The following is a 24,290-nucleotide window of genomic DNA, read 5'->3' on the forward strand; positions in this document are numbered from 1 at the left end:
GAAATCCAAGAGGGCCGACTGCCTCGCGGCAACCGATGAGGGAATCGCGCCCCTGTGAAATAGCAGTACGGGTCGGTCAGTTCCGCCGCGCTCCGAGGGGCCCCTCTCCTCGGAGCTTGTCATCAACCATCAGAACGACTCGGGCGTTCCGGCTACGCGCTCGAACGACACCCCGAGGTTTCCTACCCCTTCGAGTGCGTTCTTGATGTCCTCTGAAACAACGAACGCAATCTTGAACTTCTTCAACCGAAAGACATGGGCGCCTTCAGTCTTCGAGGGGTCTATTCGCAGTCCGTAGATCCAGTTGTACTCTCCTTCATATTCAGGGACTGAGTCGTCCTTGTCATAGTGATGAACCTCCCGGCACCGTGCCTCGTCTATGGCATCAAGGACCTTGGTTGCATTGACGACGAAATACAATTCGGGCGCTCCGTCCACCGTCACCGGAAACAGTTGGACGTCATCAGGAGCCAGTGTTCTGAAGACATTCGCGAGTGCTTCGCTGACGATGGGAGTTCCCTCTACCCCTGCGAACACGAACGTGCGCTTCGTCCCGGGATGTGAAACTTGCGCCTTGATGGGTCCAGGGTGTGGAAGGACACGACCATCCGCGAACATCCAAGGCTCGTCAAATGCCTCACCAGAATCCCGTATCGGCGTCTTTAGAAGCCACTGGGGCACATCGCCAAGTCTCACCCAATAGAAGTTCCGTTCCACCCTACCCTCCTACTTCACGATGAAACTGCGCAATTCTGAGCCCTGTGTAAGCAACTCATCTGCAATCTTCGCGAGTTCCTTCATCAAACTGGCCCGGCAGCTCTCCGCCGTTCGGCAGCGCGCAACAGAACGAGTGAGGCGCTGAAGCACCTCATTGTGATAAAATTCGGGGTGAGGCCCCTCGTGCCCATTGAGCCGGACCTTGTTTGCAGCGTCCTCAAGAGTCATCCCGGCCTTCTTGAAGACCTCCTCGCACCTCGGCGTCCAAGGCCCCCCGGTAGTGTCTGCGATGGGGTTCTTGTTCGTGCAGATGTGATGAACGGGCCCGACCTCGTCACCGGGAATCCGCCCATCCGAGTACATCGCCAGGGCGGCAGCAGCTCCGGGCGCCAGAGCGACGTTCAGAACACCAGCGGCGGGCATCGCGATTGACGACACGCCGCCGTTCAGCGCCGCCCCGAGCTGGAATCCCGCCTCGGCCTGTCCTCGAAGCGCAGCCCGGGCGAAGCCGGGAAGCCTTGGCCCCTGGGACGCCATTGCGCTCTTTCCACCGAGGGCCGCCGTGACGAGCAGCACGAGGACGCGCGTGCCATTCGTCCCCAACACCCGTCCGAAGCGGTGGCCGATGTCCAGTAGCTCGATGACGCTCATTGCCCTGCCCGCATCATCCCACAGCTGGACGAAACCTCGCCCGATCTCCCAGACCGGCACCACTCCGAGATAGGCCACCATCGCCGCCGTCAGGGTCACCGCGATGACCTTGGTGACGGGCTCGGGCAAGGTCATCGTGAGAAGAACGCTCAGCGCCGCCGAGGTCACCATGGCCTTGAGCGCCGCGGGGTTGAGCATCTTGCCGAGTTCTCCCTCCACAGCCTCCCATACAGCATCGAGCGCGAAGGACAGGGCCATGAGCGTTCGGTCCTTCCTCGAGAACGTAAGCCCCGTCCCTCCGACCAGGGACAAGCAACCATCCGAGTCGGGACAGATGCGCGCGTACAACGACTCGGGTGAACTCGCCGAGCCGGAATCCGCGAGACCGCTTGAGGAGGCAAGCAGCGTTCTGGACCGCACCCATCCTCGCTCATCTGCCGCTTCAGCCTCTCGGAACGCAACGTCCATCCTCAAGTCGAGGATGAGCTGCGTGAGGGCAGACTTGAACTCCTCCTCGTTCACCTCGACTGGGTCAACGTCCACCGATTTGTGAATGACTCGCTGACCATTCCCAGCATCAATCTGGACGACACGAGGGGTCGCACACCCCGACGCGAGCAGCAGCAGACCAACCACTGCAATCAACCTCATGGAATCCCCAAAGGAACCCTTGAGCATCAGGGCGCCATATCCTGACTTTGGGGTCTGACAAATCCAATGAGAGCCCTGGAGTCCTGTCGCTCTGAACTCATCCAGCACGCCTTCAATTCCTATCACACTGGCGTCTGTCTGGGCTTGCCTTCCTACAAGGCGCTGGGACCTGGGGCACAGACGCGAACTCCATCGCCAGCGCCCATCACCGGCCTATGGTTCGGTCTCTTCAATCCGACGGTGCGGGGTCGCGTGACAGCGGACATCCATCTCATCGGGGCCCCCTATGACGCGACCGACCCCGACTGGCTGTTCCGGGAGCGGTGGGGCAAGGGCACGCCCGACTCGGGCTCCACCGTCCTCGATTCCATCTACCAAGTCGCCTACGGGCACGAAGCCGGGCTCGGCAACGACGCCGAATATCCCCTGGCACTCGCGTACGCCGCGCTCGCTGTCCGGCATCTCGCACGGCGCATGGGTCCGACGCTCCTTGGGAACGCCACCCAGCGAGTCCTCAACGTCGGCTTCGACTCCGGCGACTTCCTGTGCATCGGCGCAATCCAGAAGGACGGCCTCATCTTCTCTGAAAGCAGCGAGGTGATGGCCCCCTGGAAGGGAGGATGCCCCCCAAAGCAAAAAGGGCCGGTTGCCTCGCGGCAACCGACCCTTTTCACTGCATGGAGCCGACACCCAGGCTTGAACTGGGGACCTACTGATTACGAATCAGTTGCTCTACCACTGAGCTATGTCGGCGGAAGGCGGCGCGCTGAGTACCATCGCGTTCGAAGTGGGGCAAGGAGAAATGATGTGCCCCTTCTTTTTGATTCTGAACACCCTGCTTCGAACACCAACGAACGGCGCTGGCACCGCGACAACGATGACACAGTGCATCCGCCGTGGGTGACACAGCGCGTTGCCATAAGTACCCGTCATCGCTCCGTTTTTCGGGACGGGAGGTGGGCGCCACGGCGGTTGACCCCCTGTGTCGCATATGCGCATAAGGGCCCCGCTATCCCCGCGTCCCCGGCCCCATGTGGCTGGGACCACAAGGAGCCACTTTCATCATGGCCAGCGAAGAGAACTTCATGCGCGCTCCCGCGCCCACGCCGAAGCGCACCGTCTACACCGAGGCGATGGAGATCTTCCATCGGGCGGCGGACCTCATCAAGCTGGACAAGCGCGTCCGCCTGGAGCTGGAAGAGCCCGACTACGAGCACATCTTCTACGTCACGGCGAAGCTGAAGGACCGCCTCGTCCCCCTCATCCCCGAGCGGGCCAAGACGTTCGCCGACCTGCCCGAGACGCAGGTGCGCAACAAGGAAGGCCTGGAGCTGCTCGCCAACGGCAGCATCATCCTCAACGGCCGCGCCCTCCTGGGCTCCGACGTCGCCATCCGCCAGGGCCACCTGCGCCTGCCGGACGGCAAGGTCTACCAGCTGGTCCCCGGTGAGTCCCAGCGCTTCAAGGCCTACCGCGTCCAGCACAACCAGGCCCGTGGCCCCTACAAGGGCGGCCTGCGCTACCACCGCGAGGTGTCCCTGGACCTCTTCAAGGCCCTGGCCGCGGAGATGACCTGGAAGACCGCCATCGCGGAAGTGCCCTTCGGCGGCGGCAAGGGCGGCATCCAGATTGACCCGCGCGAGTACGGCCGCGAGGAGCTGGAGGCCATCACCCTGCGCTTCATGTACCGGCTCAAGAGCCTCATCGGGCCGAACATCGACATCCCCGCCCCGGACGTGGGCACCAACCCGGAGATCATGGCCCTGCTGTACCGCCAGTTCTCCGACGGTGAGCGCGAGCGCCACAACCTGCGCGGCATCGTCACCGGCAAGGACGTCCGCATCGGCGGCTCCGAGGGCCGCGGCAAGGCCACCGGCCAGGGCGTCGCGTTCTGCATCGAGGACTACTACGCCGACCGTGGCGAGAGCGTGAAGGGCAAGACCTTCGTCCTCCAGGGCTTCGGCAACGTGGGCAGCCACGCCGCCATCATCCTGGGCGGCATGGGCGCGCGCCTCCTGGCCGTCAATGACTCCGACGGCACCATCTACAACGGGGACGGCATCGACGTGCAGGCGCTCACCGCCTACGTCCAGGACCCGAAGAACCTCAAGCGCAGCGTGCTGGGCTTCCCCGGCGCCCAGAAGATTGAAAAGAAGGACCTCTGGGAAGTGCAGGCGGACATCCTCCTGCCCGCCGCGCTGGGTGGTGAAATCACCGCCGAAATCGCCGAGCGCCTCAAGGTCAAGCTCATCGCCGAGGGCGCCAACGGCCCCACCACCCCGGAAGCCGACCGCGTCCTCCAGAAGCGCGGCATCGAGATGATCCCGGACATCATCGCCAACGCCGGCGGCGTGACGGTGAGCTACTACGAGTGGATCCAGAACAAGCGCATGGAGCGCTGGAGCGAGGCCGAGGTCGACCAGCGCCTGGAGCGCGCGATGAAGCGCAACTACCGCATCATCCGCGACATCTCCCGCAACCAGCCGCGCAAGACGGACATGCACGACAGCCGCGGCTACTGCGCCGGCGAGGCCGTGGACACCCGCTGCGCCGCGATGATCCTCGCGCTCAAGCGCATCGAGGCCCACTACCTCCTCGAGGGCTTCTCGCAGTAATCCGGGCGCGCTTTCCGCCCCCCTGAAACACCAAGGGCACGGCTCCTCTCCTCGAGGACCGTGCCCTTGTCATGCGTGGTGGGTGCCTCGGAAGTCGCCCCGTCGTGGCCCCCTGTCACGGGAGCGTCGGGCCACCCGGGCCCTTCCGGGCCCCCACACGTCACCTCAGTGCATCACCCGCTCGCGGTCCACCAGGAGCAGGGGCGCGTCGTCGTGCGTCTCGTACGCCACGATTCGCAGGCCCACGCCGCGGCTGCTGCCCTCGCGCCCGTCCTTGCGGCCAAACGCCAGCGCCACCTGGTAGCGGACCTCGCACAGGCACGTCATCTCCGTGCCGTCCTCGCCGGCGAAGGTGACCTTGAGCTTCTCTCCAAGCCCCACCTGGTCCCGGACTTCCACGAACATGCCGCGAGCGCTGATGTTGCGACCGACGCCCCTCATCATCCCGTCCTGGGTGGTGAGGTAGACGGTGAAGACCTTGTCGAAGCGCAGGTGAGTACGACGCTCTTGCGGACGCTCGAACACTGGGGGTGCCTCCCGGCAACAGGTGGTGACAGGCACACCCTACATGGTAGCCATATGTAGGCAATTTATTTACCTACATCCACCCCCGCCCACCTACGAGAAGGCATCCCCGGGATTTCGCGGGACATGGCACCATTCCCCTCCCCCCAAAGCCCTGGAGTTCTCCGTCTTGAGCCGCCTTCTGGTCGCCGTCGCCGCCCTCCTCCTGCCCACCCTGGCCCTGGCCGACGTGGACGCGCGCTTCGCCAAGCTGCGCGACGAGTCCGAGCCCCTGGGCGGCCTGGGGGCCTTCCTGGAGAAGTACATTGGCGCGTGTGAAGGGGCGCTGGTGGACCCGCAGTGCAAGTCCCAGGCGGAGGCGTTCCGCAAGAAGTACCAGGGCAAGCAGCTGTACATGATTGTGGTGGAGGACGACGCCAGCATGCTGTCGCCGGGCCCGTACTCTCCGGTGACGGGCGAGTACACCATCAACATCACCCCGTTCTTCCCGGGTGGCCGCTACGCGATGACTCACGGCGCCCCGAAGAAGTCGGACGGCAACGGCAACCCCGTGCTGCCCTACCTCACCGTCACCGGCACGCTGCCGGACGGGTGGAACGGACAGATTTTCTCCCGCATGTTCTCCATGCGCGGGGTGCGCGCCCAGGTCGTCTTCACGCCGCAGGGTGTGTGGTCGCTGCCGAAGAAGGGCGGCGGGAAGAACTACGGCGTGACGGCCCGCATCGAGGGACTCATCGTCACCGAGGGCCGCACCGGCACGCAGCTCGGCCTGTGGCTCAACGGCAAGGACGCCAACGCGAGCCGCTAGGCCCGCGTCACGGACTGACTCCCTCTAGCGGGCGATGGCCACGTACTGGAGGGAGTCGCCCCGCTTCACCCGGAGCAGGATGCTCGCCCCGGAGCTGCCCCTGGACAGCGCCGCGCGCACCCCGGCCGCGTCCTTCACCCGCTTGCGGTTGACCTCCGTCACCACGTCGCCCACGCGAAGGCCCGCCTCGTCCGCGGGGCTGCGCGGCGTCACCGCCGACACGAGCGCCCCCGCCCAGGCCTCCTGCCCCAGCGGCGCGGCCACGTCCGGCGTCAAATCCCGCAGCGCCAGCCCCAGGTCCTCGTCGCTGGACGTGCGTTGGACCAGTCCCTCCGTGGCCTCCTGGGCGGGACGCTCCACCAGCCGCACAGTCACCTCCTCCTGCTTCGCCCCCGGGCGCAACAGCGTCAGCCGCGCCTCCGAACCTGGCGCCAGCAGCGCCACCTTGCGAAGCAGTTGGAGATAGGAGCCGATGGTCCGCCCGTTCACCGCGACCAACCTGTCGCCGGAGCGGATGCCCGCGGCGTGAGCGGGACTGCCTCGGAAGACGTCCTTCACCAGGGGCGCGCGCCGCTCGCCGCTCTCCCGGTCATCGTTGACGACCACGCCCAGCCAGCCGCGCTCCAGCTTCCCGTTCTCCCGCAGGTTGGGCAGCAAATCCTTCACCAGGTTGATGGGCACCGCGAAGCCAATGCCCTGCCCCTGACTGATGATGGCCGTGTTCACCCCCACCACCTCGCCCTTCATGTTGAAGAGCGGCCCGCCGGAGTTGCCCGGGTTGATGAGCGCGTCGGTCTGGATGAAGTCGTCGAACTGGCCCACGCCCAGCACGCGCTCCTTGGCGGAAATCATGCCGTGCGCCACCGAGTGGTCCAGGCCGAAGGGGTTGCCGATGGCCACCACCCAGTCCCCCACCTCCAGCCGGTCCGAGTCTCCGAGGAACAGCGCCGGCAAATCCCCCATGTCGGAGCCGCTCAGCCGCAGAAGGGCCACGTCCGTGGACGCATCCCGGCCGACGACCTCCGCGGAGAACTCGCGGCCGTCCGACAGGCGCACGGCGATCTTGTTCGCCCCGGACACCACGTGGCTGTTGGTGACGACCAGCCCATCCGCCGTCAGCACGAAGCCCGAGCCCGTGGAGCGCTTCATCCCCGCGAGCCCGCTCTCCCGGGGGCTCACCGTGGTGATGTTGACGACGCCCGCCTCCACCGCGCGAATCAGCGGCGCCAGCGACGTGGGTGGCACGAAGTTGGGAAGGCCCGGCTCACCGGCCGGGCGCTCGCGCCACAGCCCCATGGCGCCCGCACGGCCCTCGCCATTGCCTTGATAGGTGAACCAGGCGGCGTGCTCACGCACACGCGCCTGGAGCCAGGGCCCCACCGGACCCTCCTCTTCGGCACCCGCCGTCAGAGGAGTCACCGCCAGGACGAGCAGAACGGACAGCAGTCGAGAAGACACGGAGTGGCAGCTTATACGGCGACGCATGGCGAGCGGCGGGAACAACCCACGCCGCCGCCGTCTTCCGCGTTTTTCGAGCAACCGCCCGTCACGCCTGGGCGGGGGCCACGTACTTGGCCACCTTCACCCGGGCGGGGCGGATGACCCTGTCCTTCAGCCGGTAGGCCGCTCGGAACTCCGCCACCACCTTCTGGTCCTCGTCCGGGGAGGTGGTGATTTCCATGTCCGTGGCTTCCGCCACGTTGGGGTCATACGGCTGCCCCACGACAGTGACGCGCTCGATGCCCATCCCCTGGGCCTTGGCCAGGAGCGAGTCGCGGATCATCCGCACCCCCTGGGCCAACGCGGAGGAGTCCTGCGCGCTCATCGAGAGGGCGCGGTCCAGCTCGTCGATGGCCTCCAGCAGCGACACGGCCACGTTGCCGCGCTCCACGTCCATCATCCGCTCACGCTCGCGGGTGAGACGCTGCTTGAACTCCTCGCGGTCCTTGTTCACCGCCTGGTAGGCGCGCGCCAGTTCGTCCACTCGACGGCGGGAGGCTTCCAGGTCCGCTCGCAGACGCTCCTTCTCCGCGTCGGCGGCCTCGGACACGACGTCATCGGCGGGGGCCCGAGCCTCGGCTTCCTCGGAGCGGGCAGCGGCCTCCCCGGCGTCTGGGCCCGGCGGACCTCCGCCGTTGGCGTGCTGGGCTTCCTGGGATGCGTCGGTGTGGGAATTGCCGGACATGTCGAACCTGAAGTCGAGGTGTGAAGGCGCTCGTGCGCGGGTAGGCTTTCCTGGCCGCAACCTAACCGCGCGCGAGGGCGTGTCAACGCGAGGGGGAGCTAGTGCTCCTGGGGCGCGGGCGTCTCGGCCATGAACCCATGGTCGATCTGCCCCGTCACCTCGTCGATGATCTCCACCTGAGCGGCCCGCAGCGAGTAGTAGAGGAGCCAGCGCTCCGCCGCCGTCAACGTCCCGGCTGGCAGTGCCTCCTCGATTTCCTGAACCGTGAGCCGCCCTTCCTTGAGCCCCTTCGCGAAGAGAGCCTTCCGGGCCAGATAGCTCTTGCCGATCCTGTTCTCCACGGCGTCGCCTCCTTTAGGTCTCAAGATAATTTCGCCCCCCGGACACCGCAGGAATGTGCGGTGGCGGGGGGCGTGGGCCAGGCCGGAGGGCAGGCGCCCGGACGTCCGTTACGAGTCCAGGGGCTTCTCCGCGTGCTGCGTGGGCGGAGCCTCCTCGTTGGTGTTCACCGGATGCGCGGAGATGACCTGGCGGGCCTCGGGGTGCAAGAGCCCTCGCTGGGCCAGCACCTTGGGGCCGAGGATGCCCGTCATCGTGTCCTCCTCCACCACCTCCACGGCGAGCAGCCGCGCGGCCAGGGCCTCCACCTTGTCCCGGTGATGGGTGAGCACCTCCCGGGCCCGGTCCAGGGCCTCGCTCACCAGCTTGCGGACCTCCTCGTCGATCATCCGCGCCGTCTGCTCGGAGTACGTGCGCGATTCGGGGATGCCCGCGGAGCGCAGGAAGTTGGGGCCATGGTCGGCGCTCAGGGCCACGGGGCCCAGGGTGCTCATGCCGTAGTCCCGCACCATCAGCCGGGCGACCTCCGTGGCCTGACGGATGTCATTGGAGGCGCCCGTGGAAATCTCTCCGATGAAGATCTCCTCCGAGGCGCGCCCGCCCATCATCCCCGCCATCTTGTCGCGCAGCTCGTCCAGCGACATGAGGTAGCGGTCCTCCAAAGGCAGCGACATCGTGTAGCCGAGCGCCGCGAGCCCGCGTGGAATGATGGAGACCTTCGTCACCCGCTCGGCATGCGGCAGCATCCAACCCACCACCGCGTGGCCCGCCTCGTGGTGCGCGACAATCTCCTTCTCGCGCTCGTTCATCCGGCGGTTCTTCTTCTCCAGGCCCGCGACGACGCGCTCAATCGCTTCCTCGAAGTCCGCTCGCATCACCGCGTCGCGGTTGCGTCGGGCCGCGAGCAGCGCCGCCTCATTCACCACGTTGGCCAAATCCGCGCCGGCGAAGCCTGGCGTGCGCGAGGCGATGGTCCTCAGGTCCACGTCCGGGCCCAGCTTCACGCCGCGGGCGTGGATCTCCAGCACCATCTCCCGGCCGCGCTTGTCCGGACGGTCCACCAGCACCTGCCGGTCGAACCGGCCCGGCCGCATCAGCGCGCTGTCCAGGATCTCCGGACGGTTGGTCGCCGCCAGGATGATGAGGCCGGCGCGGCTGTCGAACCCGTCCATCTCCGCGAGCAACTGGTTGAGCGTCTGCTCGCGTTCGTCATGACCACCCGCGACGCCCGAGTTGCGGCTCTTGCCGATGGCATCCAGCTCGTCGATGAAGATGATGCAGGGCGCCTTGGCGGTGGCCTGGGCGAACAAGTCCCGCACGCGGGCCGCGCCCACGCCCACGAACATCTCCACGAACTCCGAGCCGGAGAGGCTGAAGAAGGGCACGCCCGCTTCACCCGCGACCGCTCGCGCCAGCAGCGTCTTGCCCGTGCCTGGAGGTCCCACCAGCAACACGCCCTTGGGGATGCGCCCACCCAGGCGGCGGAACTTCTCCGGCGTCTTGAGGAACTCGACAATCTCCTTCAGCTCCTCCACCGCTTCGTCCACGCCGGCCACGTCCTTGAAGCCCACGCCGGTGTCCGCCTCGGCCTGCACCTTAGCGCGGGTCTTCCCGAAGCTCATGACGCTCTGCGGGCCCTGACCGATGCCTCCGGCCACCCGCCGCATCATGAAGCTCCAGAAGAGGAAGAACAGGCCCAGGGGCAGGAGCCAGATCCACAGCGCTTCGCCCAGCCCCGACTGAGGCACGGCCTCGAACTGGACACCCTTCTGCTCCAACAGGGGGACGAGCGTCTCGTCACCCTGGACCCGATACGCCATCCACGGCAGCGCGCTGGGCTCGCCTCGCAGCGGGCGCTCACCCTGCGCGGGCGGCGGTGGCTGCGCGGTGTCCTTGAGGAAGCCCTTCACCCATTCGTTGGAAATCTGGACCCGGCTGAAATTGCCGGACTCCACCGCGTCGCGGAACTGGCTGTAGCTCACCCGCCGTACGCCCGCGTCCTGGAAGACGTTCCGGAAGAGTAGGAAGCCCAGGACGAGCAGCAGGATGTAGCCCAGCGGTGAGCCGAACTTGAACCCCTTGCCCGGCGACCCTGGCTTCTCGGACTTCTTTCCCCGCGGGCCCATACCCGGCGGGAGCTCCTGTGGCTTCATCGTCGGCACGCTCGCCCTCCCCCTCCCCGCGCATTCGGGCCCCGTGCCCGGATGGCGTCACACTCAGCCGGGCAAAGATGTTCACCGCCGGCTGACCGTCAACCCGCTGGCTCGGCTTCACGCCACGTACCGACTCAGGAGTCGCGAGATCAGCGACACCCCACCCGCCACAAGGGTTGACCTGTGAACTCCGTGCCCAGGAAATACCCCTGACCGTCCGGCAGATAGGCCACCGCCTCCGCCTGGGCCTGGCTCCCGGCCGGCACCTCGACGAGAGCGCCCTTCAACAGCGACTCGACATCCGTCGCCCCCGACTGTCGCAGCTCCCACACCCGCGAGTAGGTGCGCACCAACAGGCGCTGGCCGGAGGGATGCAACGACGCGGCCGTCGAGAGCCGATCCACGCCCCCGGGGACCTCCAGCGTGCCCAGCTTCGTCGCCTGGATGACGGTGCCGGGTGACAGGCCGTCCAACGCGAAGACGTCGCCCAGCGAGCGGCGCGTCTTGGTCAGGACGACCAGGCGCCCCGAGCGCGCGTCCATCACCAGCGCCTCCGCGTCATGCGAGCCGTCCGGATAGGTGAAGGGCAGCACCTCCACCGGCACGGTGGCGTCGCCGAGCGTCTCCGGCTCTGGCACCCGGAACAGTCGCACCTGCTCCCGCAGCTCGAAGTTGTCGCCGATGTCCGCCAGGAACACGCACGTGCGGGGCTCGCCTGGCGCGCACGGCCCCACCGCCACGTCCTCCACATCCCGAGGCTCGGCGCCGGTGAGCTTCAACCGGGCCCGCACCCGGCCCGCCTCGTCGATGGCGAACACCTCGAAGTCATTGCCGGAGTCGTTGTGGGCCCAGAACACGCCAGGGTGGCGGACGCTGGCGGCCAGTCCGGACAGCTCTGGCAACTCGTCCGGAACCACGCCCGCCTGCTGGGGGACACCGTAGGCCACGCAACCGGGAACACCGACCGCGGGTGCCTGGGTGCCGGCGTCCTCCTGGACCGCCACCTCGGAAGGAACGGGCTTGGGACGCGAGCAGGCGACCCACCCCACGCTCAACAGCAGGGCCCAGGTCCAGCGGGGCGCCACGTCAGGTGTCCAGGTCCAGCAGCTTCGCCAGTGTCTTCGCGTCCGCGTCGGGGAAGCGGTAGTGCGACATCTCCTCCAACGTCACCCAGCGGTGGTCATGCACGCGCAGGTGGCGGATGTGGTGCTCCGACTCCGCCAACTGGCAGCGGAACACCCGGAAGTCGATGTCATAGGTGGGATACTCGTGGCGGGTGTGCATGACCTGGTCGAGCACCTCCACGGCCACGCCCATCTCCTCCTGGATTTCCCGCGCGAGGGCCGAGGAGTCGCTTTCGCCCTCCTCCACGCGGCCGCCGGGGAACTCCCACAGCAGGGGCAGCGATGCGGTGGGGGGACGCTGGGTGATGAGGTAGCGTCCCTCCTCGTTCTCGAGCATCGCGCCGACGACTCGGACGTGGCGACGGGCCATTCGCTTCTCCTGTCTCCTGGGCAGGCCAACGGGGAGGGGCGGCCTAACACAGGCCCCCGCCCGTCGCCAATGCCACTGGCCCCCCTCCGCCAGCGTGCGCATGGCCCAGGCAGGCGCCCACCCCCACCCCGGGGAGCCCCTGCGTTGGCGGTCGGCGCCAGGTCCCATCCCTCGGGGCCCCATCCAATGTTGGAGGCCATGCTTCGGACCTGGAGCATGTGGTGAATTGGGTGACGAGCGGGCCGGATGGCGTCATGCTCGCGTCCATGAAGACGAGTCGCGCGGAAAGGGCCGAGGTGCTCGGGGCGGCACTGAAGGCCGCCCGCCAGCAGGCGGGGCTCGGCATGGAAGAAGTCGCCGAGCGCCTGGAAATGCCCGTGGAGGTCCTCGCCAGGGTGGAGCGTGGAGTCATGGTACCGACCATCTCCACCCTGACCCGGTTGTGCGTCATCTTGAAGCTGGACCCGGACACCCTGCCGGACCTCCCCGAGATGAGCGACTGAGCCTCGCTCCGGGAGCGCGCCGGGAGGAGGCCTGATGGCCCCACCGACGTCCCCGGAAGCGGTGGCCGTCCCTCTGGGGGAGGCTTCCGTCCGCGCCGCCGAGAGGCGATGCTTCGAGGGGCCCGCACGCACCTCGGACTGAACTCCCCTCGCCGCCGCCATCGATGCGCTGTCCCACCTGCCATCGCCGTGTGGTGGATTGTTGTCCCCTCCACCCCTCCTCCGCGCTTGCGCCCCGAGCGCCTCCCGCCCCTGCGCCCGACGTGCCCGGCTACCAGTTGGGCGCCGCCCTGGGCCGGGGAGGCTTTGGCCGGGTCCACGCCGCGCGCCGCGACGCGGACGGCAGGCAGGTGGCCCTCAAGGTGCTGGAGCCGCTCGCATCCGAGCGACTGACTCGCGAGTTGGAGGCCCTGCGCCGCATCGGCCCGCCCGTCACACCGGAGCTGCTGGGGGAAACGCGCACCTCCGCTGGTGAGCACGTCGTCGCGATGGAGCTCATCGAAGGCGTCACCCTGGCCCGCCGCCTCGCGGCGCTTCCCGGCCAAGGCGCCCTGCCGTGGGACGAAGCGCGAGGGGTGATGGTGGCGCTGGCCCGGGCCCTCTCGGGCGTGCATGCCGCGTCGGTGGTGCACCGGGACCTGAAGCCCGAGAACGTGATGCTCGCCGGCGAACGGCTGGTGCTCGTCGACTTCGGACTCGCCCGCGTCGGCGCCACCCGGGATGAGGCGCCCGCGCCCAGCGTGACGAGGACGGGCCAGCGGCTGGGCACCCACGAATACATGTCGCCCGAGCAGTGTCACGACGCTCGCATCATCGACGCGCGCGCCGACCTCTACAGCCTGGGTGTCGTGTACTTCGAAATGCTGTGCGGCCGGCCGCCCTTCGTTGGAGAGACGGCCTCCGTGCTTCAAGCCCACGTCTCTCGCCGTCCCCCATCGCTCGCACGGCTTTCGCCGTCGCCCGTGCCGGACGCGGTGGAAGCGCTCGTGTCGCGCCTGTTGGCGAAGGCTCCCGAGGAGCGGTGGTCCACGGCCTCGGAGGTCGTCGAGACACTCGAACGTCTGCCGAGGGGAGCACGACCCTCCCCTTCCGACGGGGCTCCTCGTCTCCATGCTGGAAGTCCCGAGGTCAGCACGACGTCCGCTCCACGGTCCGTGGCCAGCGTGGGCTCACGGGACATCGCTCTGCTGGGCGTCAGGACGTCATTGGACGTTCCCTCGCTGCGCGCGCAGCTCTCCGGTGTCGGCGCGGAGCTTGCCCGCGTGGAGGTCGGGCTCGCGCTCTTCGCGTTTCCCCATGCCAGTGGCGTGGACGTAGGCTTGCGCACCGCGCACAAGGCCGCGGAGGCGCTCGCGAGTGTGCTGCCCGCCGGCTCGACGCGCGCGGTGCATCGGGCGTCCCTGCGCGTGCGGGAGCGTGGTGGGCGGTGGGTGCTGGGAGGCGCGGCGCTCGAACACGTGGAGCGATGGTGGCCGCCGTCGGCCGCGCCGTCCGACGCCCTGCTGCTGACTCCGGAGGCGAGGGAGTGGCTCCGGGAGCCCGAGTCCGGACGCACGCCACCACCCGAGCTGCCCCCTCCGCGTGCCGTCACCCTGCGGGGTCGAGAAGGTGACCTGGGCTGGCTGCGAGAAGGCGTGGCGCGAGTCCGCGAGCACCACGCGCCCCTGCTCTTGACGCTGCTGGGCGAAGAGGGGCTCGGCAAGACGCGACTGCTGGCGGAGTTCCACCGGGAGCTGCTGGGCACGGGCGCGGTTTCCAGCGTGCTGGTGGAAGCGCACCGTGACGAGGCCAGCGCCACCGAGAGCGGCCTGGGCAACCTGCTCACCACCATCCTGGGACTTCCCCCCAACACGCCCTCCGAAGAGGCCGTGAAGCTCCTGCTCCAAGGCGCGGGCCTCACGTTGGAATTCGCCACCCTGCACCCGGCGGCGCGGCGGCAGCACATCGCCCGAGCCCTCGCGTCGCGACTGCGGCGGCTCTCCGAGGCACGGCCCCTCGTGCTGCTCGTGGACGACGCGGAGACGTTGGACCCCACCGCTCTCGATGCGCTGGAGCTGGCCACACTCGCGGGAGTCCAGGCGCCACTGTGCATCGTCCTCGCGGGGCGCCATCGCCTGCTGGAGATGCGGCCCTACCTGGGCGAGCGGTCCGCCGACACCGCGAGCAGGGAGCTGGAGCCGCTGGAGGATGGTGCGGCGCTGGAGGTGCTGCGCGAGCTGCTTCATCTGGTGGATGTGCCCGCGGAGGCGACGTTGCGGGAGCTGGCGGAGCGGTGTGGCGGCTCGCCGCTGCGGCTGGTGGAGCTGGTTCGAACGCTGAGGGCCGCGGGTGCCATCCGGGCACGCATCGGGGGTGGCGGCTATCTGGCGGCGGAGGCCCTGGACGCGCGAGCCCTGGACAGTCCGAGTCCGGATGAACGGATGGCGGTGCGCGGTCTCGCGGCGCTTCCGTCGGGACTGCGCTCGCTGCTTCAAGTGGCGGCGGTGCTGGGCGACGACGTGCGCTGGGATGAGCTGTCCGCCACGCTCGCGCGGCTGGAGCACGACGCGGCGCTGGACCTCTCGCTGGACCCGGGCGTGGGCCTGGAGCGGCTGGCGCGCATGGGGATGCTGGAGTCACGAGGGCCCCGGCGTTGGCGCTTCGAGCACACCACGCTGCGCGAGGCCTTCGCCGCGCAACTCCCGGGAGCGTTGCGGCGCCGCATCTGCGGTTCCGCGTTGAGCGCCATTCCCGAAGCTCCCATGCCACGCAGGGCCCGCTGGGCGGAGGCCGCCGGGGAGACACTCCTGGCGTTGGAGCTCCACCATGCGATGGCGGAGTCCAGTCGCCGAGGCTACCGGCTGCTGGAAGCCGAGCGTCACTACTCGGCCGCGCTGGCGCTGCTGCCTCGCGAGTACGACGTGCTCAGGCTGGAGCTGCTCTCGGGCCGAGGCCGCGTGCGCTATCGACTCCAGCGCATCGACGACGCGCTGGAAGACCTGCGCGAGGCTCGACGTGTGGCCGTCGCCCGTGGGTCCGTGGTGCGAGAGGCGGACCTGCTCCTGGAGGAAGCCACCGCGCTGGACTGGCGGGACGAGACGGAGGACGCCATCGCATTGCAGGAGCAGGCCCTGCGGTTGCTGGGCGAGCCCGTGCCCTCAGACCTGGCGGCACGTCACGCCCTGGCTCGCGCGCGGGTCTTCGTGAGGCGTGAGGACATCGCGGGAGCCATCCCTCCGTTGGAGGAAGCGGTGGCCCTGGCCCGTTCCACGCGCGACGAGGAGACGGAGGCCATCGCGCTGGCGATGCTCGGCGCGATGCTGGGGTGGACCGGCCAGCTCGAGGACTCCGCTCGACGCTTCGACGAGGCCATCGCCCTGTGCGAGTCCACGGGCGACACGCTGCACCTGGGCGTCGCGCTCAACAATCGGATGGTGCTGCACGTCCAGCGGCGCGACGTGGCGGGCGCGCGAGGAGACCTGGAGCGCGCGGTGAGCCTGGGGCGCGAGCTGGGCAACGTGCAGATTGAGCGGACCTCCGCGTTCAACCTCGCGTTGCTCCTGGCGTACCAGGGGCGCGCGGCGGAAGCACTGCCACTGGCGCGACGCGCGGGCGTGCTCAGTCAGCGGTTCTTTCCGCGCTCCATGGCCCAGGATGCGCTGCTCGTGGCGCGCCTGTGCTGCGAGCTGAGTGACCTGGCGGAGGCTGCTCGACAGCTGACGTGGCTGGAGGAGTCGACTTCGCTCGCGAGCATGTCACCGGCGGACCAGCTCATGAGCTCCGTGGTGCGACGTGTAGTGGATGAGTCGTCGGGTGAACGGCCCTATACCCGCGCCTTCTGGGAGGAGCGGGTGGACTCCGCCAGGACGCGGATGACACCGGACGAACGGATGGAAGTCCTCATCTGGGCGGCACGCGCGGCGCGGGCGGCAGGCGATGATGAGGCACTGCGCGCGCGAGTCACGGAGGTCGAGGACATCGCGCACGAGGCGCCGCTCTGGACGGAGCGCGTCCGGGGACTCGTGACGGATGGGCTCGGCGGCCGGGAGAAGCCTGGCGCGTGACAAATGACGTCCAGAGACACGCGGAATGGGCCCACGCTCGCAGCGGTGGCACGGGCCACTGGCCGGATGGCTCTCGGCCGGTCGCTCGTGACAAGCAGGGACAGGAGGCGGGAGCAGCCCGGCCCGTGCTAGCAGGAATCGGGGAGCGTGGATGGCCGAGATGAACGAGCGAGACGGCGCGGGGAGCCACGCGCAGGTCTCCCTGTATGGTGACGAGTTGGAGCCGGGAGCCCTCGTCGGTCCGTGGGTGGTGGAGTCCCGGGCCCACTCGGGTGTCACCGCGTCGCTCTATCGCGCCACCCATGTGGACACTCGCGCTCCCGCCGCCGTGAAGGTCGTGCGGGCCCATTTCAACCACGTGAGCGAAGTCCTCAAGCGCTTCAAGCAAGAAGCCGACACGCTCCAGACACTTCAGCATCCACACATCGTGCGCGTGCTCGAATACGGGGAACTGCGCGACGGACGCCCCTGGCTCGCCATGGAGTGGCTGGAAGGCGAGAGCCTGGACCGATGGCTCGCGCTCCGTGGACCCTTCTCGCTCGCGGAAGCCCACACGGTGATGGAGGAACTGGGGAGCGCGCTGGCACATGCCCACGGGCAGGACGTGCTGCACCGCGACCTGAAGGCCCAGAACGTCATGCTCCTGCCGCCCGCGGAGGGCTTCACCGTGAAGCTCGTCGACTTCGGCATCGCCAAGGTGGCACCCGCCGAAGGCAGCGCGGGCCTGACGAGCGCGGGCGCGGTGCTGGGAACCCCGGTGGCCATGGCTCCGGAGCAGATCCTCGGCCAGCCCGTGGACGTGCGCGCGGACCTGTATGCGCTCGGTGTGCTGCTCTATCAACTGCTCACGGGGAAGCTCCCCTTCACCGGAGAGAGCGCGGTCGAAATCGAGGAGCAGCACCTGCACGCGCCCCCACCCCGGCTGAGTGAGAGCGTGCGGGTTCCTCCCGCCCTGGAGGCCCTGGTCCGACGCTGTCTCGCGAAGCGCCCCGACGAGCGTTGGCCGGATGTCACGACGTTCCTCTCGGCGCTGCGCGCGGCGCTCGCCCCCGTGGACGAAGCGACCTGGGCCGCCGGGCTCTACCTGGACCTTCGTTTCCCGGCGTCACACGAAGACCCCACGGACGATGCGCTGGACGCGAGGGACACGGCCTTGGAATCGAGCCGCGAGCTGCTGGAGTCCGCGGGTTGGACGCTGGCCGTGGAAGGCGGCAATGCCCTCCTCGCCTGGCGCGACCTTCCCTCGGAGGCACCGGCGCGGACCGTCGAGCGCACCGCGTGTCGGAGGCTGGCACAGCAGGTCCTCACGCGAGCGATGGCCCTCGCTGGCGACGCGCTCGAGACACGGCTCTATCTCCATGCCGCGCCTGGCGAGCTTTCAACGAACTCGCAGGGCGGGCGACTCGTGAGCGGCCCCCTGTCCCGATTGGAGGGGTGGGCCACCGGGGGCGCACCCGGCGCGGTGACGGAGCGAGACGCCGACTGATTTGGCTCAGGTCCGCAGGCCGCGTCGACGAAGCAGGCGGTACAGGTACACGCGGTCCATGTCCGCGGCGGTGGCGGCCTGCGACACCTTGCCGCCGTGGAGCTGCATCAGCGCATCCAGGTACTCACGCTCGAAGATTTCGAGCGCCCGGCGACGCGCCTCCGCGTACGGCTGCTTGGGGTCCACCATGCTCCCGAGGACACCCTGCGCACCAATCTGCTCCGTCGTCGGAGGCATGGCGTCCTGGAACACGAGGCAGCGCTCCAGGTGGTTTCGCAGCTCGCGCACGTTGCCGGGCCATGCGGCGTGCTGGAGCTGGTCGATGAACTCGGGCGTGCTCAGGGCCGCGACATGCTCGGGCTCCGCGCCGAACGCGGCCAGGATGCGCTCGGCGATGAGGGGGATGTCCTCGGGACGTTCCCGCAGCGAAGGGATGAGGATGCGCACCACCGCGAGCCGGAAGAACAGGTCCGGACGAAAGCGACCCGCGTTCACCTCCGCGCGCAAGTCTCGATGGGTCGCCGCGATGACCCGCACGTTGACGGGCTGATACGTGTTCGAGCCCAGCCGACGAATCTCGCGCTGCTCCAGCACGCGCAGCAGCTTCGGCTGAAGCTCGGACGGCAGCTCGCCCACTTCGTCGAGGAAGATGGTGCCGCCATCGGCCTCCTCGAAGGCGCCGATGCGCCGCTGGAGCGCGCCCGTGAAGGAGCCCTTCTCGTGGCCAAACAGCTCGCTCTCCAGCAGGTTGCCAGGGATGGCGCCGCAGTCGACGGTGAGGAACGGGCCGGACGCACGGGCTCCCGCGCGATGGATGGCCAGGGCCGCGCGGCTCTTCCCCGTCCCTGTCTCTCCTTCGAGCAGCACCGTCGCATCACTGGCGGAGGCGCGCTCCATGAGCGCGAAGCTCGCGCGGGAGACGACGGAGGTGCCCACCAGTTCGCCGAAGAAGCTGCGCTCGGAAATCTGGAGGCGATTGCTCTCCGGGCTGAAGTCGAAGCGCACGCTGACGCGGCCCAGGCGAAGTACGCTGCCACCGCGCAGGTACGCCTCGCGCACGTGGACGCCGTCGAGCACCGTGCCGTTGAGACTGTCCAGGTCCCTCACGCGCGCGCCATCGCGGTCGACCCGCACCTCGCAGTGGAAGCGCGAGACGGTGGGCTCCTCGATGACGAAGTCATTGAGGGCGTGCGAGCCGATGGAGAAGGTGTCGGCGTTGGAGTCCTTGGACTGCCCGGGCTGCGGGCCCTCCAGGACGGTGAAGCGGAAGCGACGGACGGCACCGGTGAAACCAGGGCGACCGGAGCCGGTGGGCCGAGTCTGCTGGGCGTCCTCGCCCTTCGAGGGGGTGCGGTCCGCCCCGGGGGGCCGCTCGGAGATGCTCATGGGCGCCCCACGCTAGCACGGTAGGATGCGCCCATGGCCTCCCTCCATTTTCTCGGCGCCGCCGGAACCGTGACGGGCTCGAAGTTCCTCCTCGAGCATGATGGCAAGCAGGTCCTCGTCGACTGCGGGCTCTTCCAAGGCCAGAAGGAACTGCGTCAACGCAACTGGGAGCCACTGCCCCTGCCCGCGCGGGAGATCGACGCCATCGTCCTCACGCATGCCCACATCGACCACACCGGTGGGCTCCCCCGGGTGGTTCGAGAGGGCTACGACGGCCCCATCTACACCACGCCGGGCACGCGCGATTTGACGGCCCTGTTGCTGCCGGACTCCGCGCACCTGCACGAGGAGGAGGCCCGCTATGCGAACAAGGAGGGCTACTCCAAGCACCGCCCCGCCCTGCCCCTCTACACGGTGCCCGACGCCGAACGCGCGGTGGAGATGATGGAGACCTTCGGCTACGAGCGGCCGAAGGAAATCCTCCCCGGCATCACCCTCACCTTCTACCGGGCGGGCCACATCCTGGGCTCGGCGGTGTGCGTGTTCGATTTGAAGAGCACGCGTCAGCGCGTGGTCTTCAGTGGGGACCTGGGGCGCTACAACGCGCCCATTCTCAGAGACCCGCAGAGCGTGGACTCGGCCACGACGCTGGTGGTCGAGAGCACCTATGGAGACAGGCAACACCGCGACACGAAGCCCGTGGATGCGCTGTGCGAAGCGGTGACGGGCGCCTTTGAGCGGGGTGGAGTGGTGGTGATTCCCGCGTTCGCGGTGGGACGCACGCAGGAGATACTCTTCCACCTGCGCAATCTGGAAGAGGCGAAGCGCATTCCAGAAGTGGATGTGTTCGTCGACTCGCCCATGGCGTGTGACGCGACGCCGCTGTACCTGATGCATCCCGAGGAACATGACCTGGTGATGAAGTCGATAGTGGAGCGCGGGGCGTCTCCGCTGGCGACTCGGAGGACTCGGTTCGTCACGTCCGCGAAGGAGAGCAAGCAACTGAACCAGCACCAGGGGCCCGCGGTCATCATCTCCGCGTCCGGCATGGCCACGGGTGGACGGGTGCTGCACCACCTGAAGCACCGGCTGCCGGACCCGCGCAACACGGTGCTCTTCGTGGGCTATCAGTCCGTGGGTTCGCGAGGTCGGCGGCTGCTCGATGGCGAGAAGGAGACCCTCATCCACGGGCAGCGTGTGCCGGTGGCCGCGGAGATCCACACGGTGAGCGGCTTCTCGGCGCATGCCGACTGGACGGAGACGATGCGCTGGATGGAGGGCTTCGATTCTCCGCCGCGCCAGACGCTGCTGGTCCACGGTGAGCCGGAGGCACTGGAGGCACTCCGGCGGCGTGTGCAGGCCAAGAGCTGGAACGCCTACGTGCCTGGGTACATGGAGAAGGTGGAGCTGGAGTTGGCGGTCTGAGCCGTCGGCTAGGACTTCTCGGTGCGGGCGCCTGTCCGCACCGACCAGCGGACGATGAAGGCCGGTCCGTCCTTGGCGTGACCGGATACGTGCGCCAGCAAAGCGGGCCGAGCGTCACCGGTCCAGAGGCTCACGAAGTCGCCCATCCACCAGTGGGCCAGGGAGCGCGCGGCGCGAGCCACCGTCTCCCGTGACACTTCGGACAGCGAGCGCTGGTCTTCCATCAGCTCGCGCACGAGACGAGCGGGCAGCAGCCAGCACTCGGCGCGAGGGATGGGCGGAACGAGGAAGAGACAAAAGGCGGCGTCGGTCCGCGAGAGCATTCCATCGAGTTGCTCACGTCCGAGCTTGAAGTGAGGCAGCCACTGCCCTTCACCACGTTGCTCCAGCTTCACCACCTGCACGAGCACCGCGCGTTCGGTGCGCACGAAGCCGTCGACGTCCGCATCGAGGACGAAGGCGACCTCGGGTCCGGAGGTGGGCCGAGAGGTGGCGCCCTTCGCGGCTCGCTTTCTCTTCGGCGCTCGTGGACGAGGTGAAGCCTCCGTCGGCGTTGCCTCCTCGACCCACCGCGATTCGGCGGCGGAGGTCGTCACCGGAGCGAGCAACGGGGGCAGTGGTTCCGTGCCGTCGGGTGGATTCTCGGCAGGTGCGGCGGACTCCGGAGGAACGTCGTGTCCGGGCGAGACGAATACCTGAGCATCGTCGGTTCCTGAGACCTCCGTAAGTTCGCCGGAGTGCTCGCCAGGAGTCACCGCCTCGGAAGCAGTGGCCTCGGCGGGCTGTTCTCCCCACTGCGCTGCGTCCATTCCATCGACTTCGTGCTCACCGTGCGGCCTCTCGTCGGACACGAGCGCTGCGTCCTGGCCTGCGACAGAACGAGCCCCCAGAGCCCCTTCGTCCGAAGCAGCCACATCGTCACGCGTATCCGCCGAAGGCGCTTCAGCCAAGACACTCAACGCACGCCCAGTTGAAGTGGCTTCGTCGGAAGCAACCCCGTCGCCCTGCGTGTCCGCCAAAGGAGATTCGACCTCAGCCGTCGGCGTGAGCTCGATTGGCCCGGCTTCGTCAGAACCACCAACGTCAGCCAGCGTCTCTGACAGCGGTACTTCGGCCTGGAGAACCAAGGCGCTCACATCACCCGGTCTGCCATCAGCCTCAGAAACATCCGCGGGCGCATCGGTCAGAAGTTCGGCGCGGTCATTGCTCTCCGGGCTCGCGCCCAGCGTCTCTTCGTCGGGAACAACAACATCCGGAGGCGCATCTAGCGCGCTCGAATCCTCCGGCCCTTCGCCGGCGAGAGCGCCATCCGCGAACGGTCGCACGGTCTCCGTCCCTGCCACGTCCGCGCGATGAGCGTCCTCGTCGCTCGCGACATTGACCGCCACCGCTGTGACGATTCCCTCAACCTCGGCAGTGGGGGCATGCGCGTCCGCACTCGCCAACGCGCTGGCTTCACCGCCAACCTGTCCTTCCGTCGAAGGAAGCGGTTCCTCGGGCATGATGTCCGCCACGCGGCGAACCGTCAGCTCGAAGTCCAGAGGCGGCGGCTGCCCTTGCGCCAGCAAGGTCAACAGGTCCGCCTTCACACGGCCCATCTCCCCACTCAGGCCCTCCAGCAGCGAGGCAACCAGTTCCTCCGTGTCCTCACGAAACCGCTCCGGGTAACGCGTGGCGAAGTCCGTCTCCACCCGAGCCACCGCGCCCAGCAGCAACTCCTCCAGGTCGCGATCTCTCAGCCACGTCCGCCCAGCCAGCGGCACCGCGCGAGTCACATGCAAGTGCCGCAGTGCCTCCGTCAGCGAAGCCGGAGCGACCGCGCCCGTGGGCTTCACGCCGGGCCCTTCCTTGCCCGTGCCCTGAAGCCACCGCTGCAACGTGCGCACCCGCAACCGCACTCGCGACGACGGGTGGTCCTTCAGCTTTCGCACCTGCCGTCGGTCCGTCTCCGTGCGCAGGAGCGACAACACCGTCAGCTCCGCCTCGGACGACGCCGCATCCGGCGCGCACCACAGGAAGAACTCGATGGCCGCCTTGCGCAGCATGGGCTTGCGCCCCACCCGCTCCGCCACGTCCTCGCGCCACGCCGCCAGTTCGTCCATCCCCGGTCGCGCGTCCACCGCCACCAGGCGAGGCCACAGGTCCGCGCACTCCTCCGCCAACCAACACAACTGCACGAAGCCAGGAGCCAGCGGTTCCAGCTTCGCCCGCGTCCGCTTGCGCCGCTCGAACGCATCCGTCAGGCCCTTGCGGACCGACGCACGGAACAGCCGTTCCTCCAACCACACCAGGGCCAGCACGAGCCCGGGCTCACCCTTGCGCAGCGTGGCCTGACAGTGGTCCAGCACGAACCGCACGGGCTCCAGGCTCGCGGCCACCTCGAAGTCGCTCCCCACCAGCGCGCCCATCGCCCCGCGCAGCCCATCCACCGGCGGCGCATCGAAGCGCGCGAGCAGCTCGCACAGGTTCTCCACCACGGACGTCGGGCCGCCGACTTCCAAGGTCCGCGCCAGCAACAAGCCCGCGCGAGCACACCACTCCGGCTCCTTGCGGCCATTCGGATAACACGCCAGGAAGCCGCGCATCGCACCGCGGCCGTCAGGCGAAGTCGCCAGGGCGAACAGCCGCTCCGCCAGGACCTCCGACGCCTCCTGCCAGGGAATGCGAGAGGCCCGAGTCCGGATGAAGTCCGCGAGCCTGTCCCGTCCCGCCTCGGCGGTCGCCGGCAGGAGCGCGCGAAGCTGCTCCAACATCCCGATGGCCTTCGCTCCCGTGGCCATCACCCGCTTGAGGTCCACCTCCACGCTGTCCTGGAACCGCAACGCCCGCCCATCGAACGAGCACGAGACGTCCCCCACGAGGGTCGCCAACGAGTCCGGGTGCCGCTTGAGGTAGCGCGTCAGCACCGTCGACACGGAGGCTTCGGTCTCCCGTCGCACCCGCCCCGTGATTTCCGCGTCTCCCGCCGCTCCAAGCACCTCCAGCATCTGTGCCTGTCGCGACAGCAGGCGCTCCAGCAATCCCGGCGGCGGCGCCGCATACGGCCACAGCAGTTCGCTGCACGAGCCCACCAGGAACAACAACTCCGCGAGCCCCCGCGCGCCCGCGGCCACGCGCTCCCACGCGGCGAGCTGCGCCTGGTTGCGCTCGTCCAGCGAAGCTCCACGCACCCACTGCGCGAAGGACTCCGTCCATTGCGCGGACGCCGACACCGCCTCGGCATCAGGCGTGCGCGAGACTCCCTCATAAAGCGGCCGGAGCGACTCCGGCCACGCGGCCTCACCGGACGGCTGCATGCGCGCTCACGGA

At 68.4% G+C, this 24,290-nt stretch carries 17 protein-coding genes and 1 tRNA gene; 6 read left to right on the plus strand and 12 right to left on the minus strand.

The genetic code is table 11. From position 1 onward, the window contains the following. Window positions 1–129: 129 nt before the first annotated feature. The 3 genes from HUA76_RS44935 to HUA76_RS27130 form a co-directional block, all read right to left on the minus strand. Complete coding sequence (locus tag HUA76_RS44935; RefSeq protein WP_174456783.1) at window positions 130–717, minus strand: imm11 family protein; 588 nt, start codon at window positions 715–717, stop codon at window positions 130–132. A 9-nt stretch (window positions 718–726) separates the two neighbouring features. Further along, window positions 727–2,019 carry an AHH domain-containing protein gene (locus HUA76_RS27125; protein ID WP_174462561.1) on the minus strand — a complete coding sequence of 431 codons (1,293 nt, stop codon included), beginning with the start codon at window positions 2,017–2,019 and terminating at the stop codon, window positions 727–729. 678 nt (window positions 2,020–2,697) lie between these two features. Continuing rightward, window positions 2,698–2,772 (minus strand) — tRNA-Thr (locus HUA76_RS27130). A gap of 311 nt (window positions 2,773–3,083) precedes the next feature. Between HUA76_RS27130 and HUA76_RS27135 the strand changes: the two genes are divergently transcribed. Further along, window positions 3,084–4,634 carry a Glu/Leu/Phe/Val dehydrogenase gene (locus tag HUA76_RS27135; protein ID WP_174456785.1) on the plus strand — a complete coding sequence of 517 codons (1,551 nt, stop codon included), beginning with the start codon at window positions 3,084–3,086 and terminating at the stop codon, window positions 4,632–4,634. A gap of 165 nt (window positions 4,635–4,799) precedes the next feature. Here the strand turns inward: HUA76_RS27135 and HUA76_RS27140 are convergent, their stop codons facing one another. Continuing rightward, a complete protein-coding gene (locus HUA76_RS27140) occupies window positions 4,800–5,159 on the minus strand; it encodes a PilZ domain-containing protein (protein WP_141643206.1) in 360 nt (119 codons plus the stop codon). Window positions 5,160–5,328: 169 nt separating this feature from the next. Here HUA76_RS27140 and HUA76_RS27145 point away from each other — a divergent pair, with 169 nt between their 5' ends. Then, window positions 5,329–5,967, plus strand: a complete 639-nt coding sequence (locus HUA76_RS27145; protein ID WP_141643205.1) for a DUF6066 family protein — start codon at window positions 5,329–5,331, stop codon at window positions 5,965–5,967. 24 nt (window positions 5,968–5,991) lie between these two features. Here the strand turns inward: HUA76_RS27145 and HUA76_RS27150 are convergent, their stop codons facing one another. The 6 genes from HUA76_RS27150 to HUA76_RS27175 form a co-directional block, all read right to left on the minus strand. Next, window positions 5,992–7,452, minus strand: a complete 1,461-nt coding sequence (locus HUA76_RS27150) for a trypsin-like peptidase domain-containing protein (protein WP_174462475.1) — start codon at window positions 7,450–7,452, stop codon at window positions 5,992–5,994. 61 nt (window positions 7,453–7,513) lie between these two features. Next, window positions 7,514–8,152, minus strand: coding sequence for a nucleotide exchange factor GrpE (locus HUA76_RS27155; RefSeq protein WP_141643203.1), 639 nt, complete (start codon window positions 8,150–8,152; stop codon window positions 7,514–7,516). A 98-nt stretch (window positions 8,153–8,250) separates the two neighbouring features. Next, a complete protein-coding gene (locus tag HUA76_RS27160; protein ID WP_174456787.1) occupies window positions 8,251–8,493 on the minus strand; it encodes an RNA polymerase sigma factor region1.1 domain-containing protein in 243 nt (80 codons plus the stop codon). 108 nt (window positions 8,494–8,601) lie between these two features. Further along, window positions 8,602–10,617 (minus strand): ATP-dependent zinc metalloprotease FtsH, encoded by a 2,016-nt coding sequence (gene ftsH / locus HUA76_RS27165; RefSeq protein ID WP_174456788.1) that lies wholly within the window; start codon window positions 10,615–10,617, stop codon window positions 8,602–8,604. A 176-nt stretch (window positions 10,618–10,793) separates the two neighbouring features. After that, window positions 10,794–11,729 (minus strand): hypothetical protein, encoded by a 936-nt coding sequence (locus HUA76_RS27170; RefSeq protein WP_174456789.1) that lies wholly within the window; start codon window positions 11,727–11,729, stop codon window positions 10,794–10,796. 1 nt (window position 11,730) lies between these two features. Then, window positions 11,731–12,138 carry a (deoxy)nucleoside triphosphate pyrophosphohydrolase gene (locus HUA76_RS27175; RefSeq protein WP_141643200.1) on the minus strand — a complete coding sequence of 136 codons (408 nt, stop codon included), beginning with the start codon at window positions 12,136–12,138 and terminating at the stop codon, window positions 11,731–11,733. Between the two features lie 266 nt (window positions 12,139–12,404). On the opposite strand from HUA76_RS27175, the gene HUA76_RS27180 reads away from it, so the two are divergent. From HUA76_RS27180 to HUA76_RS27190, 3 genes are all read left to right on the plus strand, one after another. Next, window positions 12,405–12,641 carry a helix-turn-helix transcriptional regulator gene (locus tag HUA76_RS27180; RefSeq protein WP_044900586.1) on the plus strand — a complete coding sequence of 79 codons (237 nt, stop codon included), beginning with the start codon at window positions 12,405–12,407 and terminating at the stop codon, window positions 12,639–12,641. A gap of 263 nt (window positions 12,642–12,904) precedes the next feature. After that, on the plus strand, window positions 12,905–16,684 hold the full coding sequence (locus tag HUA76_RS46330) for a protein kinase (protein WP_371823528.1): 3,780 nt from the start codon (window positions 12,905–12,907) through the stop codon (window positions 16,682–16,684). A 151-nt stretch (window positions 16,685–16,835) separates the two neighbouring features. Further along, a complete protein-coding gene (locus tag HUA76_RS27190; RefSeq protein WP_254614506.1) occupies window positions 16,836–18,170 on the plus strand; it encodes a serine/threonine-protein kinase in 1,335 nt (444 codons plus the stop codon). Window positions 18,171–18,176: 6 nt separating this feature from the next. Here the strand turns inward: HUA76_RS27190 and HUA76_RS27195 are convergent, their stop codons facing one another. After that, the gene (locus HUA76_RS27195; protein WP_141646185.1) at window positions 18,177–19,556 is read right to left on the minus strand and encodes a sigma 54-interacting transcriptional regulator; all 1,380 of its coding nucleotides are present in this window, start codon (window positions 19,554–19,556) and stop codon (window positions 18,177–18,179) included. A gap of 33 nt (window positions 19,557–19,589) precedes the next feature. On the opposite strand from HUA76_RS27195, the gene HUA76_RS27200 reads away from it, so the two are divergent. Then, entirely contained in the window at window positions 19,590–20,981 is a 1,392-nt protein-coding gene (locus HUA76_RS27200) for an MBL fold metallo-hydrolase RNA specificity domain-containing protein (protein WP_174462477.1), read from the plus strand. Between the two features lie 8 nt (window positions 20,982–20,989). Here the strand turns inward: HUA76_RS27200 and HUA76_RS45610 are convergent, their stop codons facing one another. Continuing rightward, the gene (locus HUA76_RS45610; protein WP_254614507.1) at window positions 20,990–24,277 is read right to left on the minus strand and encodes a hypothetical protein; all 3,288 of its coding nucleotides are present in this window, start codon (window positions 24,275–24,277) and stop codon (window positions 20,990–20,992) included. Between the last annotated feature and the right edge of the window lie 13 nt (window positions 24,278–24,290).

The sequence above is a fragment of the Myxococcus sp. CA056 genome (genome assembly GCF_013336715.1).
Classification (GTDB): Bacteria; Myxococcota; Myxococcia; order Myxococcales; family Myxococcaceae; genus Myxococcus; species Myxococcus llanfairpwllgwyngyllgogerychwyrndrobwllllantysiliogogogochensis.